Origin of the sequence: Microbacterium sp. PA5, assembly GCF_049860775.1 — a bacterium.
In the GTDB taxonomy this organism is placed as follows: Bacteria; Actinomycetota; Actinomycetes; order Actinomycetales; family Microbacteriaceae; genus Microbacterium.
Window position 1 is genome coordinate 85,829 of the sequence record NZ_CP187567.1, and the last position, 16,156, is coordinate 101,984.

Annotated in this window: 14 protein-coding genes; 2 read left to right on the forward strand and 12 right to left on the reverse strand. The window is 72.3% G+C overall.

The genetic code is table 11. The features are described from left to right. Window positions 1-123: 123 nt before the first annotated feature. The 7 genes from sufU to ACPWUT_RS00465 all read right to left on the reverse strand — a co-directional run bounded on the left by sufU (window position 124) and on the right by ACPWUT_RS00465 (window position 9,085). Window positions 124-567, reverse strand: coding sequence for a Fe-S cluster assembly sulfur transfer protein SufU (gene sufU / locus ACPWUT_RS00435; protein ID WP_284528512.1), 444 nt, complete (start codon window positions 565-567; stop codon window positions 124-126). Then, complete coding sequence (locus ACPWUT_RS00440; protein WP_425842327.1) at window positions 564-1,826, reverse strand: aminotransferase class V-fold PLP-dependent enzyme; 1,263 nt, start codon at window positions 1,824-1,826, stop codon at window positions 564-566. Before ACPWUT_RS00440 ends, sufU begins: the two co-directional genes overlap by 4 nt. A 207-nt stretch (window positions 1,827-2,033) precedes the next feature. Continuing rightward, on the reverse strand, window positions 2,034-4,088 hold the full coding sequence (locus ACPWUT_RS00445; RefSeq protein WP_284528513.1) for an APC family permease: 2,055 nt from the start codon (window positions 4,086-4,088) through the stop codon (window positions 2,034-2,036). Window positions 4,089-4,221: 133 nt separating this feature from the next. Then, window positions 4,222-4,944 (reverse strand): hypothetical protein, encoded by a 723-nt coding sequence (locus tag ACPWUT_RS00450; RefSeq protein ID WP_284528514.1) that lies wholly within the window; start codon window positions 4,942-4,944, stop codon window positions 4,222-4,224. Then, window positions 4,941-6,206, reverse strand: coding sequence for an amidohydrolase (locus tag ACPWUT_RS00455; RefSeq protein ID WP_425839458.1), 1,266 nt, complete (start codon window positions 6,204-6,206; stop codon window positions 4,941-4,943). Before ACPWUT_RS00455 ends, ACPWUT_RS00450 begins: the two co-directional genes overlap by 4 nt. Window positions 6,207-6,357: 151 nt before the next feature. Further along, the gene (locus ACPWUT_RS00460; protein WP_284528516.1) at window positions 6,358-7,374 is read right to left on the reverse strand and encodes a LacI family DNA-binding transcriptional regulator; all 1,017 of its coding nucleotides are present in this window, start codon (window positions 7,372-7,374) and stop codon (window positions 6,358-6,360) included. 1 nt (window position 7,375) lies between these two features. Next, entirely contained in the window at window positions 7,376-9,085 is a 1,710-nt protein-coding gene (locus ACPWUT_RS00465) for a glycoside hydrolase family 13 protein (RefSeq protein ID WP_425839462.1), read from the reverse strand. 240 nt (window positions 9,086-9,325) lie between these two features. Here ACPWUT_RS00465 and ACPWUT_RS00470 point away from each other — a divergent pair, with 240 nt between their 5' ends. Beyond that, window positions 9,326-9,862, forward strand: a complete 537-nt coding sequence (locus ACPWUT_RS00470; protein WP_284528518.1) for an adenine phosphoribosyltransferase — start codon at window positions 9,326-9,328, stop codon at window positions 9,860-9,862. A 24-nt stretch (window positions 9,863-9,886) separates the two neighbouring features. Here ACPWUT_RS00470 and ACPWUT_RS00475 read toward each other — a convergent pair whose 3' ends face one another. From ACPWUT_RS00475 to ACPWUT_RS00490, 4 genes are read right to left on the reverse strand one after another with little or no spacing between them, the layout of a single operon-like run. Further along, complete coding sequence (locus ACPWUT_RS00475; protein ID WP_425839466.1) at window positions 9,887-10,702, reverse strand: ABC transporter permease; 816 nt, start codon at window positions 10,700-10,702, stop codon at window positions 9,887-9,889. Beyond that, entirely contained in the window at window positions 10,699-11,523 is an 825-nt protein-coding gene (locus ACPWUT_RS00480) for an ABC transporter permease (RefSeq protein WP_284528520.1), read from the reverse strand. Before ACPWUT_RS00480 ends, ACPWUT_RS00475 begins: the two co-directional genes overlap by 4 nt. A 1-nt stretch (window position 11,524) precedes the next feature. Then, window positions 11,525-12,358 (reverse strand): ABC transporter ATP-binding protein, encoded by an 834-nt coding sequence (locus ACPWUT_RS00485; RefSeq protein WP_425839469.1) that lies wholly within the window; start codon window positions 12,356-12,358, stop codon window positions 11,525-11,527. A gap of 18 nt (window positions 12,359-12,376) precedes the next feature. Beyond that, window positions 12,377-13,492: an ABC transporter substrate-binding protein gene (locus ACPWUT_RS00490; RefSeq protein WP_284528522.1), complete on the reverse strand. Its 1,116-nt coding sequence runs from the start codon at window positions 13,490-13,492 to the stop codon at window positions 12,377-12,379. A gap of 196 nt (window positions 13,493-13,688) precedes the next feature. Here ACPWUT_RS00490 and ACPWUT_RS00495 point away from each other — a divergent pair, with 196 nt between their 5' ends. Then, window positions 13,689-15,224, forward strand: a complete 1,536-nt coding sequence (locus ACPWUT_RS00495; RefSeq protein ID WP_425839474.1) for a MinD/ParA family ATP-binding protein — start codon at window positions 13,689-13,691, stop codon at window positions 15,222-15,224. Window positions 15,225-15,236: 12 nt separating this feature from the next. On the opposite strand, the gene ACPWUT_RS00500 is transcribed toward ACPWUT_RS00495, so the two are convergent. After that, the gene (locus ACPWUT_RS00500) at window positions 15,237-16,154 is read right to left on the reverse strand and encodes a 2-hydroxyacid dehydrogenase (protein ID WP_425839477.1); all 918 of its coding nucleotides are present in this window, start codon (window positions 16,152-16,154) and stop codon (window positions 15,237-15,239) included. Window positions 16,155-16,156: the final 2 nt, after the last annotated feature.

A 16,156-nucleotide genomic window follows, 5' to 3' on the forward strand; every position in this document is an offset into this window, starting at 1 on the left:
CAGGCAGTTGTTGTCCCACTTTCGGCGGGGCTCGTCCCCAATTCGGCTGATTGACCCGGGCCGAATCAGCCGAAAGTGGGACATGCCCCGGCGGTGACCCGGTGGGCCACCGCTGGCAGCGGCTCAGGCGCGGGCGAGCGCGTCTTCGAGCGCGACCCAGGCGAGCATGGCGCACTTCACGCGCGCGGAGAACTTCGAGACGCCGGTGAGGGCGGCGGCGTCGCCGTACACGTCCTCGTCGAGCTCGATCTGGCCGCGCGAGCGCAGCGCCTCGCGGAAGCCCTCGATGAGGGTGGCGGCCTCGGTGCGGGTCTGACCCTCCACGAGCTCCGAGAGCATCGATGCCGACGCCTGCGAGATCGAGCAGCCCGAGCCCTCCCAGGTGACGTCGCGGATGGTCTCGCCGTCGGTGTCGACGCGGGCGCGCAGCGTGATCTCGTCGCCGCACACCGGGTTCTTCTGATGGGAGGTCGCGTGCGCCCCCTCCGCCTCGGCGAGACCGAAGTGCTGCGGGTGCTTGGAGTGATCGAGGATCAGCTCGCGGTACAGGGTGTCGAGCTCGCTCATGACTCCACTCCGAAGTAGGCACGGATGCCGCGGACGGCGTCGACGAGCTCGTCGACCTCGTCGGCGGTGTTGTACAGCGCGACCGAGGCGCGCACCGAGGCGGTGATGCCGTACTGGCGGTGCAGCGGGGCGGCGCAGTGGTGCCCGACGCGCACGGCGATGCCGCGGTCGTCGAGGAACTGACCGGCGTCGTGGGCGTGGACGCCGTCGACGTCGAAAGCCCACAGGCCGACGCGCTCGGCATCCGCGTCGCCGAGCAGGCGGATGCCGGGGATCTCGATCAGGCCGGCGCGCATCCGCGCCGCCAGCGCCTGCTCGTGCGCGTGGATCCGGTCGAGCCCGACCTCGTCGAGGTAGCGGACCGCCGCGGCGAGCCCGATCGCGGGGCCCACCGGCTGCGTGCCGGCCTCGAAGCGCTGCGGCGGCGGGAGGTACTCGGCGGAATCGAGGGTGACGGTGGTGATCATCGAGCCGCCGGTGAGGAACGGCGGCAGCGCCTCGAGGCGCTCGGCGCGTCCGTACAGGCCGCCGACCCCGTAGGGCCCGAGCATCTTGTGGCCGCTGAAGACGGCGAAGTCGACCCCGAGGCCGGGGAGGTCCAGCGGCAGATGCGGCGCCGACTGGCACGCGTCCATCACGGTGATCGCGCCCACCTCGGCGGCCAGGGCCACGAGCTCGGCCACGGGGTTCACGATGCCGAGCACGTTCGAGACGTGCGTGAAGGCGACGACCCGGGTGCGCGGACCGATGAGGTCGCCGGCGGCATCCAGGTCGAGGGTGCCGTCGGCGCGCGCGGGGATGTGGCGGAGCGTCGCGCCGGTGCGCGCGGCGAGCTCCTGCCACGGGATGAGGTTCGCGTGGTGCTCGATCGCCGTCGTGACGATCTCGTCGCCGGGCCGGAGCGCGAGGGAGGCGGAGTCCGCGCCGCCACGACCCGCCGTCGCGTTGCCGATCGCGTAGGCCAGGAGGTTCAGTCCCATCGTGGCGCCGCTGGTCCACACCAGCTGTTCGGCCGGTGCGCCGACGAACCCCGCGACGGTGGCGCGCGCGTCCTCGAACAGGTCGGTCGCCTCGGCCGCGAGGGTGTGCGCCCCGCGGTGGACGGCGGCGTTGGCGTGCGTGAGGAAGTCGTACTCGGCCTGCAGCACCTGGCGCGGCTTCTGGCTCGTCGCGGCGGAGTCGAGGTAGACGAGGGGGCTGCCGTTCACGGTCTCGCCGAGGATCGGGAAGTCGGCGCGGATGCGGGCGACATCGAGCATCGCGGGGGCCTCGGTCACGGGCGTTGTCTCGGTCGCGGAACTCACCCCTCTAGGCTACGCCCCGGCATCCTCCCCGGCTCCGGCGATGATCCTCCGATGCATCCTCGCTGCCGACTGGGTGATGTCCCACTTTCGGTCGCTTCACCCCTGCCCCAGCGACCGAATCTGGGACACGCCCCACCGGAAGTGGGACATCGCGGTCAGCGGTCAGACGGGATCGTCGGTGTGGGCGACCAGGCCGTAGCTGGTGATGCGGCCGGCGCGGTCGTCGCCGGGCAGCGGGCGCGAGCGGCGGCCGTAGACGAGCTCGGACGAGTCGAGCAGCCACGGCACCAGGGTGATCGAGACGCCGTGGACGAGCATGAGCTGCTGGGCGATCCGCTTGGCGCGACGGTTGTGGAGGAGCGACTCCCACCAGTGGCCCACGATGTACTGCGGCAGATAGACCGTCACCATCGTCGACCCGTGCTTCTCGCGGTAGGCCTTGATGAACTGCGCGACCGGCGCGGCGTACTGGCGGTAGGGCGACTCGATGATCACGAGCGGCACGCGCATGCGGTGCACCTCCCAGTCGGCCTGGAGGGCGGCGGTCTCCTCCGCGGTCACCGACACGTGCAGGGCGATCGTCTTCTCGTGGCGCGCGGCGAGGGCGTAGTCGATGGCCTTCGCGACGGGCTTCTGCAGCTTGCCCACGAGGATGAGGGCGACGTCGCCGCTCGCGCCGAAGCTGACGGTATCGTCCATGCTCGTCTCGTGCTCCACGTCGCGGTAGTAGCGGTGCACGCCGACCATGAGCACCGACAGCACCGGGATCGCGAGGAAGACGAGCCAGGCTCCGTGGGTGAACTTCGTGACCGTGACGACGACGAGGACGAAGACCGTGAACGCGGCGCCGACGGAGTTGATGAGCAGTCCGGTGACGATGCCGCGCCGCTCGGCGACGTGCTTGGGGTGGACGAGCCGCAGCTCGCGCCGCCAGTGCTTGACCATGCCGATCTGCCCGAGCGAGAACGAGACGAAGACGCCGATGATGTACAGCTGGATGAGCGTCGTCAGACGGGCCTGGAAGACGATGAGCACCACGATCGCGGCGGCGCCGAGGATGAGCATCCCGTTGGAGAAGACCAGGCGGTCGCCGCGCGTGTTCAGCGACTTGGGCGCGTAGCCGTCGCGCGCGAGCACGGCGCCCAGCAGCGGGAACCCGTTGAAGGCCGTGTTGGCGGCCAGCAGCAGCACGCAGGCGGTCGCGGCCTGGATCACGTAGAAGGGGATCGACCCCGCTCCGAACGTGGCGGAGGCCACCTGCGCCATGAGGGAGGGCTGCGGGGTCCCCGCGCAGTCGAAGCCGATCAGCTGGCACGGGTTCTCGGCGTAGTGGACGCCCGTGATGAGGGCCAGCGCCGTGAGGCCGGCGAACAGGAGCGTCGCGATCGAGCCCATCGTCACGAGGGTCAGCTGGGCGTTGCGGATCTTCGGCTTGCGGAAGGCGGGCACGCCGTTGGAGACCGCCTCGACGCCGGTGAGCGCCGAGCATCCGCTCGAGAAGGCCCGGAGGATCAGGAGGAGCACGGCGGCCTGGCTGAGGTCCTCGGCCTGGACGGCGTACTGCGCGCTCTCGGCCACGGGCGCGTCGCCGAGCAGCCAGCGGATGAGGCCGGTGACGATCATGATGCCGACCGATCCGATGAACACGTAGGTCGGTACAGCGAAGGCCGTCGACGCCTCCCGCACGCCGCGCAGGTTCACGACGATGATGAGGACCACGAAGCCCACCGCGAGCTCGATCCGCCAGGGGTCGAGCTCGGGCACGGCGGAGATGATGTTGTCGACGCCCGAGGCGACCGACACGGCGACGGTCAGGATGTAGTCGACGAGGAGGGCGGATGCCACGACCACGCCGGCCTTCTCGCCGAGGTTCGTGCGCGCCACCTCGTAGTCGCCGCCGCCCGACGGATACGCCTTGATGAGCTGCCGGTAGCTGAGCACGACGACGATCAGCAGCGCGACCACGGCCGCCGCCACCCACGGGGTGAAGGCGAGGAACGCGGTGCCGCCGATGAGGAGGATCATCACGAGCTCCTGCGGCGCGTACGCCACCGACGACAGCGCGTCGGAGGCGAAGATCGGCAAAGCCCTGCGCTTGGGCAGGGCTTGGTCGTCGAGCTGCTCGCTGGTGAGCGGATCCCCCAGCAGGATGCGTTTCGCGATCGGCGTCGTCTCGTCGGACGGATCGCGACTGTCGTCAGTCACGACGCGCGACATTACGCCTGCGCGCCCGCGCGCGCAACGTGGAAGCGCCGGGCAGTCGCAGGCGCCAAGAGAAGGTGGCGCAAATCGCGGCCTCCACACGCGGGAATCACCCGATCGCGCCACCTTCTCGGCGGGGTGGCGAACCTCAGAGCTCGGGCGCGTAGGTGTAGGTGATCCAGAACGACGAGTCGTCGATGGTGACGACGGCGCCGAACGTGCGCTTGCCGTCCGCGTAGAACGTGGCGCGGTCCTTCCCGAAGAGGTACGCGGCGGTGCCGCCGTCGGCGTGCGCCTCGTCGGGGTTCAGCGCATCGAGCTCGTCGGGCGTCATGCCGATCTCGATCCCGAGATCGTTGGTCACGTCGACGGGCACACCCGTCCCGTACGACACGTAGGTCGGCGCGGGCACCTCCGACCGCTGCCGGTCGCTGCCGTCGAGGAACACGTCGAAGAAGCGGAATCCCTCCCACTCGTACACGTCGTAGGCCCAGTTCTCGGCGTCGCCGTTCTGGAAGTCCTCGGTCGGCTCCGTGCCGAACAGCGCCGTGAGCGCGTCGATCGCCGGCTGCGGATCGTCCGCCCACTCGTGGGTGAGGCTCTCGCCGTCTTCGCCGGTGATGGTGAACCCCGTCGCCGTGACGTCGATGCCGGCGTCGCTCGACGAGGACTCGGTGGGGCCCGGCGCGGGGTCCGCCTGCGTCGAATCCGGTGCCTGAGGCGCCGGCGACGAACCCGTGGACGCGGGCGAGTTCGGGCGGAGGAAGTACACCGACAGCGCGATCACGACGGCGACGGCGAGAATGCCGGCGATGATGCCGAGGATGAGCGGCGTGCGGTCGCGCCGCGCGGGGACCTGGGGCGCGCTCATGCGTCCGCCTCTCCGTGGCTCTCCTCCGCGAGGAACTCGCGCGCCGCGACGACGAGCGTCTCGACGCCGCGTTCGATCGTGGGATGCAGGATCGGGGCGAAGTACGGGGAGTGGTTGGTCGGCACGTCGACGTTCACGGTGCCGCCGGCCACGGCGTCCGCGTAGGCCTGCGGGTCGTGGCCTCCCCAGAACCAGAACACCAGCGGGACGCCCGACTCGCGGGCGAACCAGGACACGTCCTCGCTGCCCGTGAACATCCCGGGGTCCACGACCGCGCCCTCGCCGAACGCGCGCTCGAACGCGGAGGTCAGTCGCGCGGTCGCCGCCGGGTCGTTGATGGTCGGCGGCAGGGAGTGGTCGACGGTGATCACGGGGGACTCCTCGGCGCCGGAGGCCGCGGCCTCGGCGCGGACGATCCGCTCGACGCGCGCCATGACGTCGGCGCGGGCGTCGTCGTCGGGGTAGCGCAGGCTCAGCTCCAGGGTCGCGTCGGCCGGGATGATGTTGTTCTTCAGGCCCGCGTGGATCGAGCCGACGGTGACGACCGCCATCTCGCGGGGATCGATCTCGCGGGAGACCACCGTCTGCAGGCGCATGACGGTCGCCGCCGCCATGACCACGGGGTCGATCGTCGCGTGCGGTCGCGATCCATGGCCGCCGCGGCCCAGGAGCTTCACGGTGAGGCCGTCGCTGGCGGCCATCTGGGTGCCCGGCCGCACGCCGATGATGCCCGCCGGGAGCGGGGTCAGGTGCTGGCCGAGCACGATGTCGGGCTTCGGGAAGCGGTCGAGGACGCCGTCGGCGATCATCGCCTGCGAGCCGGCGCCGTACTCCTCGGCGGGCTGGAAGACGGCGACGACTGTGCCCGACCACTCGTCCTTCGTGGCGACGAGCCGCTCGAGGGCGCCGAGGAGCGCGGTGACATGCATGTCGTGCCCGCACGCGTGCATCACGGGCACGTCGTTGCCGGCGGGATCGGTACCGCGCGCCGTCGAGGCGTACTCGAGTCCGGTGAGCTCGCCGACCGGCAGCCCGTCCATGTCGGCGCGCAGCCAGACGACCGGGCCCTCGCCGGCCCCTCCTGAGCCTGTCGAAGGGTTGACGATCGACGTCGCCACGCCGGTCTTGCCGAGGCCCTCGACGTACTCCAGCCCGAGGGCGGCGAGCTCGCGGGTGATGACCCCCGCGGTGCGCGTCTCCTGGAACGACAGCTCCGGATGCCGGTGAAGGTCGATGTAGAGGGCTTCGAGATCGATCGTCATGCCTTCGAGCCTACGCGCCGTCGCGAGAGCGACCGGGGCGTTTCGTCTCGCTGCCCTCGCTCGACGACCGGTGGGGCGGGTGTCGTGCCCCGGTCGTTGAGCGAGGAGCGCAGCGACGAGACGAAACGCCACCGGGGGGCTGACCGGCGGCTCAGCGCGGCGGGGCGGTCGAGGAGCGGATCACCAGTTCGAACGGCAGAGCCGGATCGGGGGGCGCCACATCCTCGCCGAGGGCGGCCAGCGCGGCGTCGGCGGCGCGCTCGCCCTGCGCGTGCGGGAACTGCTCGACGGTCGTCAGTCCGAAGAAGCCGCTCAGCTCGTGACCGTCGACGCCCACGATCGAGATGTCGCCCGGCACGGCCAGGCCGGCGTCGCGCGCGGCGAACATCGCCCCGAACGCGAGCTCGTCGGAGGCGGCGAACACCGCCGTGGGGGCCCGGCGGTCCACCGGCTCCCCGCCGGCGGTCGTGCGCAGGAGCTCGCCCATGGCGCGGTGGCCGTCCTCGATCGTGAAGTCGGTGGCCACGAAGCGCGCCGGCACCACGCCGGCACCGGCCATCGCCGCCTCGAAGCCGCGCCGGCGCATCGTGGGGATGTCGGGGTCGCCGCCGTCGCGGCTGCGCCCGATGTGCGCGATGTCGCGGTGGCCGAGCTCCAGCAGGTGCGCGGTCGCGAGCCGGGCGACCGCCTCGTCGTCCACCCGGAGCGACGACAGCCGCGGGTTGGGGGTGCCGAGGCCGACCAGCGGCAGCCCGAGCTGCTCGAGCACGCCCAGCTCACCGGCGTCGAACTCCAGCGACAGGGCGATGACGGCATCCACCCGCCCGCGGCGCAGCGACGTCTGGAACAGCTGGCGCCGCTGCGCCGCGTCGTCGGTGACGTTGTAGAGCGTGATGTCGTAGCCGTGAGGGGCCAGGCGCGACGCGATGCCGTCGAGCACGTTGGCGAAGAACCAGCGGTCCACCAGCGGGACCAGCACGCCGATCGACCGCGTGCGGCCCGTCGCCAGGCTCGACGCGGTGGCCGAGACCACGTACCCGAGCTCGGCGGCCGCCGCCCGCACGCGCGCACGCGTCGCGTCGGACAGCCGCCCGCGCCCGCTCAGGGCGCGCGAGACGGTCGCCGTCGAGACCTGTGCGCGACGGGCGACCTCCTCGAGGCTCGACATGTCAGTCGGTCGCCAGCCACACCGCCGTGTCGACGGGGAGCAGGCCGCCCTCGAACGGCTCGCTGGCCACCAGCACGGTCGCCGCCGGCAGTGCCACCGGCTCGGTCCCGACGTTCGCGATCACGGTCACCGCGCCGCCCTCGGCCTGCACGCGGAACGCGAGGACGTCCTCGCCATAGCCGTCGAGCCACTCCAGCGTTCCCGCCCCGAGCCCGGTCGACCGGCGGGTGGCGAGGAGGCTCCGGTACAGCCACAGCGTGGAATCGGCGTCGCCCTCCTGCGCCGAGCGCGCCAGCGGCGCCCAGTCCGCCGGCTGCGGCAGCCACGACGCGCCCGTCGGGCTGAAGCCGTAGGCGGGGGCATCGGCATCCCACGGGATGGGCACCCGGCAGCCGTCGCGACCGTAGCGCTCGTGGGCCGTGCGGAACCACGTCGGGTCCTGGCGGGCGTCGTCGGGCAGGTCGATGACCTCGGGGAGGCCGAGCTCCTCGCCCTGGTACACGTACGCCGAGCCGGGGAGCGCGAGCATCACCGTCGTCGCGGCGCGCGCTCGGCGCAGGCCGACGTCGGGGATCGGCTGGCCGGGGGAGTCGGGGCCGATGCCGTGGCCCTGCGGGTTCTCCGCGGTCAGCGCGAGCCGCGAGGCGTGCCGGACGACGTCGTGGTTGGAGAGCACCCACGTCGCCGGGGCGCCGACGGCGGGGAAGGCCCGCAGCGACTCCGAGATGACCTCGCGGATGGCCGCGGCGTCCCATGCCGTCATGAGGTACGGGAAGTTGAACGCCTGGTGCATCTCGTCGGGACGCACCCACAGGGCGGTCTTGTCGACGGTCGGCAGCCACGCCTCGGCGCACAGCGCGCGGTCGCCGTCGTACTCGGCCAGCACGCGGTTCCAGTCGCGGTAGATCTCGTGGACGCCCTCCTGGCCCCAGTACGGGACGTCCTCGTCGCCGCCGCCCATGCTGTCGGCGTCGACCGCCGGCAGGTGATCGGGCAGGCCGTCGGACTTCACGAGGCCGTGGGCGACGTCGACCCGGAAGCCGTCGACGCCGCGGTCGAGCCAGAAGCGGAGGATCCGGCGGAACTCCTCCTGGACGACGGGGTTCGACCAGTCGAAGTCGGGCTGGCTGGAGTCGAAGAGGTGCAGGTACCACTGCCCGGGCCGGCCGTCGGCCTCGGTCACGCGAGTCCAGGCCGGACCGCCGAAGACCGACTCCCAGTTGTTGGGGGGAAGCTCGCCGTCCTCGCCGCGGCCGTCGCGGAACATGTAGCGGGCGCGCTCGGCGCTGCCGGGACCGGCGGCCAGCGCCTCCTGGAACCAGACGTGACGGTCGGAGCTGTGGTTGGGCACCAGGTCCACGATCACGCGGATGCCGCGTCCGTGGGCCTCGGCGAGCATCTCGTCGACGTCGGCGAGCGTGCCGAACAGCGGGTCGACGTCGCAGTAGTCGGCGACGTCGTAGCCCGCGTCGTTCTGCGGCGACCGGTAGAACGGGCTCAGCCACACGGCGTCGACGCCGAGCGAGACGAGGTCGTCGAGGCGGGCGGTGATGCCCGGGATGTCGCCGATGCCGTCGCCCGAGGCGTCGGCGAAGGACCGGGGGTAGATCTGGTAGATCACCGCGGTGCGCCACCACTCGGAGCCGGGCCGGCGCTCGTCGGAGTTCTCCGCCGCGGAGGGCGCGAGGGCAGAAGTCGTCGTCGAAGTCATGGCATCCATCGTAGAGCAAGCGCTTGCGCACGTCGACCACGGCCACCGCACCTCGACCTCACGGCTCGGACGCGGCCTCAGCCCCGCGGGTGTCGGTGGTCCGCCGTTCGCAACTCCGGAAGCCCGACGCCGGACCGCTGCGGAACCAGGGCTGCGGGCCCGATTCCCACCAAACTTCCGGAGTTGCGCGCACCCCGCCTCCGCGCCCCGCGGCGACGGGCGGCTCCGGGCGCCGCCGTGATGCCCGCGTACGCTGGTGCGGTGACTCCCGACCTCGCGCGCGCCGAATCCCTCATCGCCCGGATCCCCGACTTCCCCGAGCCGGGCATCCTGTTCCGCGACATCTCGCCGCTGCTGGCCGACGCGTCCGCCATGCGCACCGTGATCGATGCGCTGGTGGCGCCGTTCGCCGGGGAGTTCGACGTCGTCGCGGGCGTCGAGGCGCGCGGGTTCCTGCTGGCCGGGGCGGCCGCGGTCGCGGCGGGGGTGGGCATGGTCCCGATCCGCAAGGCGGGGAAGCTCCCGCGCCCGGCCGCCGGGGTCACCTACGACCTCGAGTACGGGCGGGCCACCATCGAGATGGCCGCCGACCTTCCCGTCGGGACGCGGGTCCTGCTGGTGGACGACGTGCTCGCCACGGGCGGCACGCTGCGCGCGGGGCAGCGCCTGCTGGACGAGCTCGGCTACCGGCTCGCCGGAACCGCCGTGCTGATGGAGCTCGCCGACCTCGGCGGCCGCGAGGTGTGCGGCCCGGTCCACAGCGTCTTCACCGTCTGACGCCGCCGGTCGGGCCGCCCGCGGTCAGGTCAGGGTGCCGGTCATGCCCATTCGGGCGAGCACCGCGGTCTCCACGATCTGCACGAGGTTGTAGAGCACCAGGGTGACGAGCGTGATCACGGCCACCGACGCCCACAGCTCCTCGAAACGGGCCGAGGCGTTGAACTTCTGGATCATCCCGCCGATCCCCTGACCCGTCGAGAGCCACTCGGCCAGGAGCGCACCGGTCACCGCACCGGGCACCGACACCCGCGCGGCGGCGAACAGCGAGGGGAGCGCCCCCGGCACGTTCACCTTGCGCAGCGCGGTCAGCCGCGATCCGCCGTACACATGGACGAGGTCCAGGCTCTCGGGGTGGGCGCGGCTGAGCCCGAACAGCACGGACGCCAGCGCGGGGAAGAGCACGACGATGCTCCCGATCACGGCGACCGATGCGGCCGAGCCGCGCCCGGTGATGAGGATGATGACCGGCGCGAGGGCCACCAGCGGCACGCTGCGCAGCAGCAGGGCCAGCGGCATGACGCCCGCCTCCACGCCGCGCGAGAGCGAGAACAGGATCGCGAGGGCGATCGCCGCGAGGATGCCGACGACGAAGCCGAGCGCGGCGTCTTGCAGCGTCTGGGCCAGCAGCGGCGCGAGGGCGGCGCGATTCTCCGCGGCGCTTCCCGGCTCGTCGCCGTCGCTGAAGAGGAACGCCCACACCTCGGCGGGGCCCTTCGCGACGTAGGCGGAGATGCCTGTGAGGCTCACGACGCCCTGCCACAGCAGCAGGATGATCGCGAGGGTCACGACCGCGTTGAGCGCGGCCCGCCCGACCGCGCGCCACATCGCCCGGTTCATCGGCGCGCCCCCGCTCCGCTCGCGCGACCCGACACCCACGGGGTCACGAGCCGGGACAGGAGGCCCACCAGCGCGTAGCCGGCCAGGGCGATGAGGGCGCACAGCAGGAAGACGACCCACACGCGGGCGGAGTCGAGGTTCCCCTGCAGGCGGATGAGGGTGATCCCGACGCCGCGATCGATCGCGCCCATGTACTCGCCGAGCACCGCGCCGAGGAAGGCGCTGGGCACCGCGATCTGGAGGGCGTTGAGGATCGACGGGAGGGCGGCGATCAGCCGGACCTTCCGCAGCTGGGTCAGCCGGGAGCCGCCGTAGACGCGGACGACGTCGAGCGAGGCCCGGTCGGCGGCGGTGAAGCCGAGGACGGCGCCGACGACGGTCGTGAAGAAGACCGCCAGGGCGGCGAGGAAGACGGCGGTCGAGCTGGCGTCGCCGGGCTGCTTCGCTCCCCCGAGGGTCACGATCGCGATGCCGCCCACGGCGACCACCGGGAGGCAGTAGCTCACGACGGCGATCTGCATGACGATCGGCTCCAGTCGGGGCAGCAGCAGCACGGTCGCGGCGAGCAGGAGTGCGATCCCGTTGCCCCAGGCGTACCCGATCGCCGCCTCGCGCACGGTGACGCCGAACACCGACCAGTACGCGGCGGGACCGTCGGAGACGAGTGTCGTCACGACCACCCACGGCGAGGGCACCGGGGTGTAGTCGGTGCCGGGCGCGGGGGTGAACACGGTGGCGGAGAACACCCACCACACGGCGATGAGCACGGCGGTGCCGATCACGGCGGCGACCCATCCCGGCATCCGGGTGCGGGCGCGCACGTCAGGCCTCCGCGGCGGCGCGCCCGTCGGCGCCGAAGAGCAGCTCCGACGCGCGGTCGACCAGGGCGTGGAACTCGGGTGTCCGCTGCATCTCGGGCGTGCGGGGCCGCGGCAGGTCGACCTCGATGATCTCCTTCACGCGGCCCGGCCGCGGCGACATGACGGCCACGCGGTCCGACAGGAAGATCGCCTCGGAGATGCCGTGGGTCACCAGCAGTGTCGTGGCCGGCTTCTCGCTCCAGATCCGCAGCAGCTCGAGGTTGAGGTTCTGGCGGGTCATGTCGTCGAGCGCGCCGAACGGCTCGTCGAGCAGCAGCACCGAGGGCTTCAGGGCCAGCGCCCGCGCGATCGAGACGCGCTGCCGCATGCCGCCCGACAGCTGCGACGGCCGGGACTTCTCGAACCCCTGCAGGCCGACCAGCGCGATGAGCTCGTCGATGTAGGCGTCGTCGACCGGGCGCCCGGCGACCTCGAAGGGCAGGCGGATGTTGCTGCGCACGCTCCGCCACGGCAGGAGCGCGTGGTCCTGGAACGCGATGCCGAGCTCGCCCGAGGCGCGCAGCTCGTGCGGGGTCTTGCCGTCGACGCGCACCTCGCCGCCGGTGGGCGTCTCGAGGTCGGCGAGGATCCGCAGGATCGTGGACTTCCCGCACCCCGAGGGGCCGAGGAGGGCCAGGAACGAGCCCTGGTCGGTGTGCAGGTCGGTGTCCTGCAGGGCCGTGACGGTGCGGCCGCGACCGGTCGCGAACGTCTTGGTCAGGCCGTCGATCCGGATGCCGGTGCCCCCCTGCGCGGGGAGGGCACCGGCATCCGTCGTCGTGGAGCTCTGGTTCATGGATTCAGGTGCGGCTGATCAGGGCAGGTAGTTCTTGAGCTCGGCGTCCTCGGCGTAGATCTCGTCGATGATCGTCGTGTCGAAGAGGTCGTCGACCGAGACCTCCCAGCCGGCGGCGGCGAGCGAGTCGACCGTCTGCTGCTTGAGCTCGTCGGAGATGGTGAACAGGCCGTTCGCCTCGGTCTCGGGGGTCGAGATGAGGAGCTTCTCGGCCTCGAGGCCCATGCCGGTCTTGACCGGGTCGAGGGCGCCGAACACGGCCTCGAGACCGTCGGCGGACTCCTCGGCGGCCGCGTTGTAGTACTTCTCGATGAGCTCGACCGAGTCGTCGGTGGAGTTCTGGAAGACGTCCGTCCAGCCCTTGATCTCCGCGGTGAGGAACGCCTTCAGCAGATCCTTGTTCTCGGCCAGGTACTGGTCGGTCACCGAGAACGTCTCGGCCACGTAGGGCACGCCGTTGTCGGCGTACGACAGGTTCGTGATCTCGTAGCCGGCGAGCTCCACGGTCAGCGCCTCGTTGGTGAGGTAGGCCATGAAGCCGTCGACGTCGCCGTTCATGAGCGGTGTCGGGTCGAAGTCGACGGGGACGACGGTGACGTCGGCCGGGTCGATCCCGTTCGCGTTCAGGAGCGCCTGGAAGACCGACGCGTTGGAGTCCTGCACGCCGATCGTCTTGCCGACGAGGTCCTGCGGGGTGGTGATGTCGGCGCCGTCGGCCAGCGACAGGATCGTGAAGGGGTTCTTCTGGAACGTCGCGCCGATGATCTTCAGCGGGGCGTCCTGCTCGGCGATCGCCGCGCCGATCGAGGCGGCGTCGGAGAGGGCGACCTGCACGGTGCCCGACAGGAGCTTCGCGACACCGGTGTCGGGGCCGGAGATGCCGATGACGTTCGAGAAGCCGGCCTCGTCGTAGTAGCCGTTCTCGTAGGCGTAGAACTCCCCGGCGAACTCCTCGTTCTTGATCCACGAGTACTGGACGCTGATCTCGCCGAAGTCGGCCGCCGCGTCGCCGGAGCCCGACGGGGCCGGGTCGCCGCTTCCCGCGCAGGCGGAGAGTGCGAGAACGGATGCCACGGCAACGGCTGCCGTGGCGAGGACGCGGGCGCGCGGGCGCCGGGTGCTGTGGATCGCCATCGAAGTCCTTCGGAGGTGGTGTCGGGTGCGGTGTCGGTGGAACGGATTGCGGTGCAGGTGGCACCATGATCGCGCCGTCGTGTGTACGGCTACGGCCGCTCGTGTTTCCACCGTGTGACAAGTGCGGCAGCCGGGGGCCTCGGCGGCGGGGGGTCGCGGGTGGGATACTCGTTGTGCCCTTCAGGAAAGGACCGCTGTGGGAACCACCACCTACGAACCGACCGTGCACATCACCTCGAGCACGGGAGCCCAGATCCACGTCGGCGGCGAGATCGACGAGGTCTTCGCATCGACCGAGGAAGGTCTGCGCGCGCGGGTCGTCGAGGCGATCCGTCAGCTGGCGGCGTCGGCGGGCGAGCCCGTGACCGCCACCGTCGTCGACGGGGCCGCACGCTGGCCGATGATCGTGCACCCCGACGGCACCTTCCTGGAGGCGACGTCGCTGTCGTCGGCGGGCGAGGCGGCGCCGATCGGCGAGGGCGACGTCCCGACCCCGGTCGCTGCGGCCGCACCCGTGCCCGCCGACGTTCCCGCTCCCGCGCCGGTCGCCGAGGAGGCGCCCGAGCCGGTGGCGGCGGCTCCGGTGGCGGCGGCACCCGTGGCGGTGGCTCCTGTCGCGGCGGCACCGGCGGCCGAGGACGCACCCGCTCCTGTGGCGGCGGCACCCGTGGCGGCGGCCCCTGTCGCGGCGGCGCCCGTGGCGGCGGCGGCCCCGGCGGCCCCAGCCCCGGTGGCGTCCGCGCCGTCCGGCGCGCTGCGCGGCGACGGTCTCCGCCGCGAGCAGTCCGCACCGCGCACTGCGCCCACGGTCGACGACCTGCTGAGCTCGCGCAGCGACCGCTCCCGCCCGCGTGCCACCGAGGGGTGGCAGGGCTCGATCCGCCGGTTCACCGGCGGTGCGATCTCCCCGCGCCCCGGCCGGGCCGAGCGGTCCCGCCTGGAGCGGGAGCGCAAGGTGCAGCGCCGGCTCGACGCGCCCCGCACGATCGTCATCCTCAATCCCAAGGGCGGCGCGCACAAGACCACGAGCACGCTCCTGCTCGCCGCGACCTTCGGCACCCAGCGCGGCGGCGCGACCCTCGCCTGGGACAACAACGAGACGCGCGGCACGCTCGGCTGGCGCGCGCAGCACGCCCCCCATCACCGGACCGCCGTCGACCTGCTCGCCGACCTCGACCGGTTCACCGAGCCCACCCACGCGAGCCTCGCCGGACTCGACACGTACGTGCGCACCCAGGTCGACGCCCGCTTCGACGTGCTCGCCTCCGACGAGGACGCCGCGGCATCGTCGACGATCGACGCCGCCGCGTTCGACCGGCTCCACGGGGTGCTCTCGCGCTACTACCGTCTGCTGATCGTCGACACCGGAAACAACATGCGGGCGTCGAACTGGGTCGCGGCCGTGGCCGCCGCCGACCAGCTGGTCATCGTCTCGACCGTGCGCGAGGACACCGCGGCCAGTGCCGCGTGGCTGCTCGACGGCCTGCGCGAGAAGGGCTTCGACCACAAGATCGACCAGGCGGTGACGATCCTGGCCGCCCCGTCCGCGCGCCCCGACAAGCGCCTGTCGGAGCGTCTGGAGCGCCACTTCGAGCAGGTGACGTCGGCGGTCGTGCACGTGCCGTTCGATCCCGCGCTCGTCGACGGCGGACCGATCGACTTCGACGCGCTGTCGGCCGAGTCGCGCGACGCGTGGCTGACGGTCGCGGCGACGGTGGCCGACCGGCTCTGAGCCGAGGACGGCTCAGGCGGGGAGCACCACGTTCTCGTACTCCTCGCCGGCGCGCAGGTGCGCGATCTGACGGCGCAGCAGCGCCGCCAGCCGCGGCCGCATCGCGCTGGACGCCCCGCCCACGTGCGGTGCGATTAGCACGCCGGGCAGGGTCCACAGCGGATGGTCCTGCGGCAGCGGCTCGGGGTCGGTCACGTCCAGGGCGGCGCGGATGCGCCCGTCGGCGACGTGCCGCACGAGCGCGTCGGTGTCGATGAGGGGGCCGCGTCCGACGTTGACGACGAGCGCGCCGTCGGGGAGCGCGGCGAGCTCGGCGTCGCCGATGAGGTGGCGGGTGGCCTCGCCGCCCGGCAGCGACGCGACGACGATGTCGACGGTCGGCAGCAGCTCCGCGAGCTCGTCGATGCCGTGGACGTGGACGCCGTCCTCCTCGCGCGCCCGAGAGGCGACGGGGACCAGCTCGACCTCGAAGGGCGCGAGGCGGGCGGCGATCGCGGTGCCGACGCCGCCGTAGCCGAGCAGCAGCACCCGCCGGTCGGCGAGGCTGTCGGCGAAGACCGGCGCCCAGGTGCCCGCCTGCCCGTCGATCGCGAAGCGGTGCACGTGTCGCTGCACGGCGAGGGTCAGGGCCACCGCCAGCTCCGCGGTCGACGTCTCGTGGACGGTCGATGCGTTGGCGAACGGGATGCCCGGGGGCAGCACGTCCTCGACGCCCTCGTAGCCGATCGCCTGCCCCTGGACGAGGCCGATCTCCGCCTCGCCGAGGCGGGCGAGGAGCCCCCGCTGCGTCATGTACGGCGGCACCACGATGTCGAGCCGTTCGCGCGGCGCCGGTGACTGCAGGTCCCACACGATCACCTCGACGTCGTCGGGGACGGAGGCCAGGTCGGCAGCGAGCTCGGCGGTCGGGACAGTCACGGCGAAGGGCATCC

Excerpts from the sequence above, each read along its gene's own strand:
- sufU (WP_284528512.1), bottom strand. The coding sequence starts at position 567 with ATGAGCGAGCTCGACACCCTGTACCGCGAGCTGATCCTCGATCACTCC.
- ACPWUT_RS00440 (WP_425842327.1), bottom strand. The coding sequence starts at position 1,826 with ATGCTCGATGTCGCCCGCATCCGCGCCGACTTCCCGATCCTCGGCGAG.
- ACPWUT_RS00445 (WP_284528513.1), bottom strand. The coding sequence starts at position 4,088 with ATGTCGCGCGTCGTGACTGACGACAGTCGCGATCCGTCCGACGAGACG.
- ACPWUT_RS00450 (WP_284528514.1), bottom strand. The coding sequence starts at position 4,944 with ATGAGCGCGCCCCAGGTCCCCGCGCGGCGCGACCGCACGCCGCTCATC.
- ACPWUT_RS00455 (WP_425839458.1), bottom strand. The coding sequence starts at position 6,206 with ATGACGATCGATCTCGAAGCCCTCTACATCGACCTTCACCGGCATCCG.
- ACPWUT_RS00460 (WP_284528516.1), bottom strand. The coding sequence starts at position 7,374 with ATGTCGAGCCTCGAGGAGGTCGCCCGTCGCGCACAGGTCTCGACGGCG.
- ACPWUT_RS00465 (WP_425839462.1), bottom strand. The coding sequence starts at position 9,085 with ATGACTTCGACGACGACTTCTGCCCTCGCGCCCTCCGCGGCGGAGAAC.
- ACPWUT_RS00470 (WP_284528518.1), top strand. The coding sequence starts at position 9,326 with ATGCCCGCGTACGCTGGTGCGGTGACTCCCGACCTCGCGCGCGCCGAA.
- ACPWUT_RS00475 (WP_425839466.1), bottom strand. The coding sequence starts at position 10,702 with ATGAACCGGGCGATGTGGCGCGCGGTCGGGCGGGCCGCGCTCAACGCG.
- ACPWUT_RS00485 (WP_425839469.1), bottom strand. The coding sequence starts at position 12,358 with ATGAACCAGAGCTCCACGACGACGGATGCCGGTGCCCTCCCCGCGCAG.
- ACPWUT_RS00490 (WP_284528522.1), bottom strand. The coding sequence starts at position 13,492 with ATGGCGATCCACAGCACCCGGCGCCCGCGCGCCCGCGTCCTCGCCACG.
- ACPWUT_RS00500 (WP_425839477.1), bottom strand. The coding sequence starts at position 16,154 with ATGCCCTTCGCCGTGACTGTCCCGACCGCCGAGCTCGCTGCCGACCTG.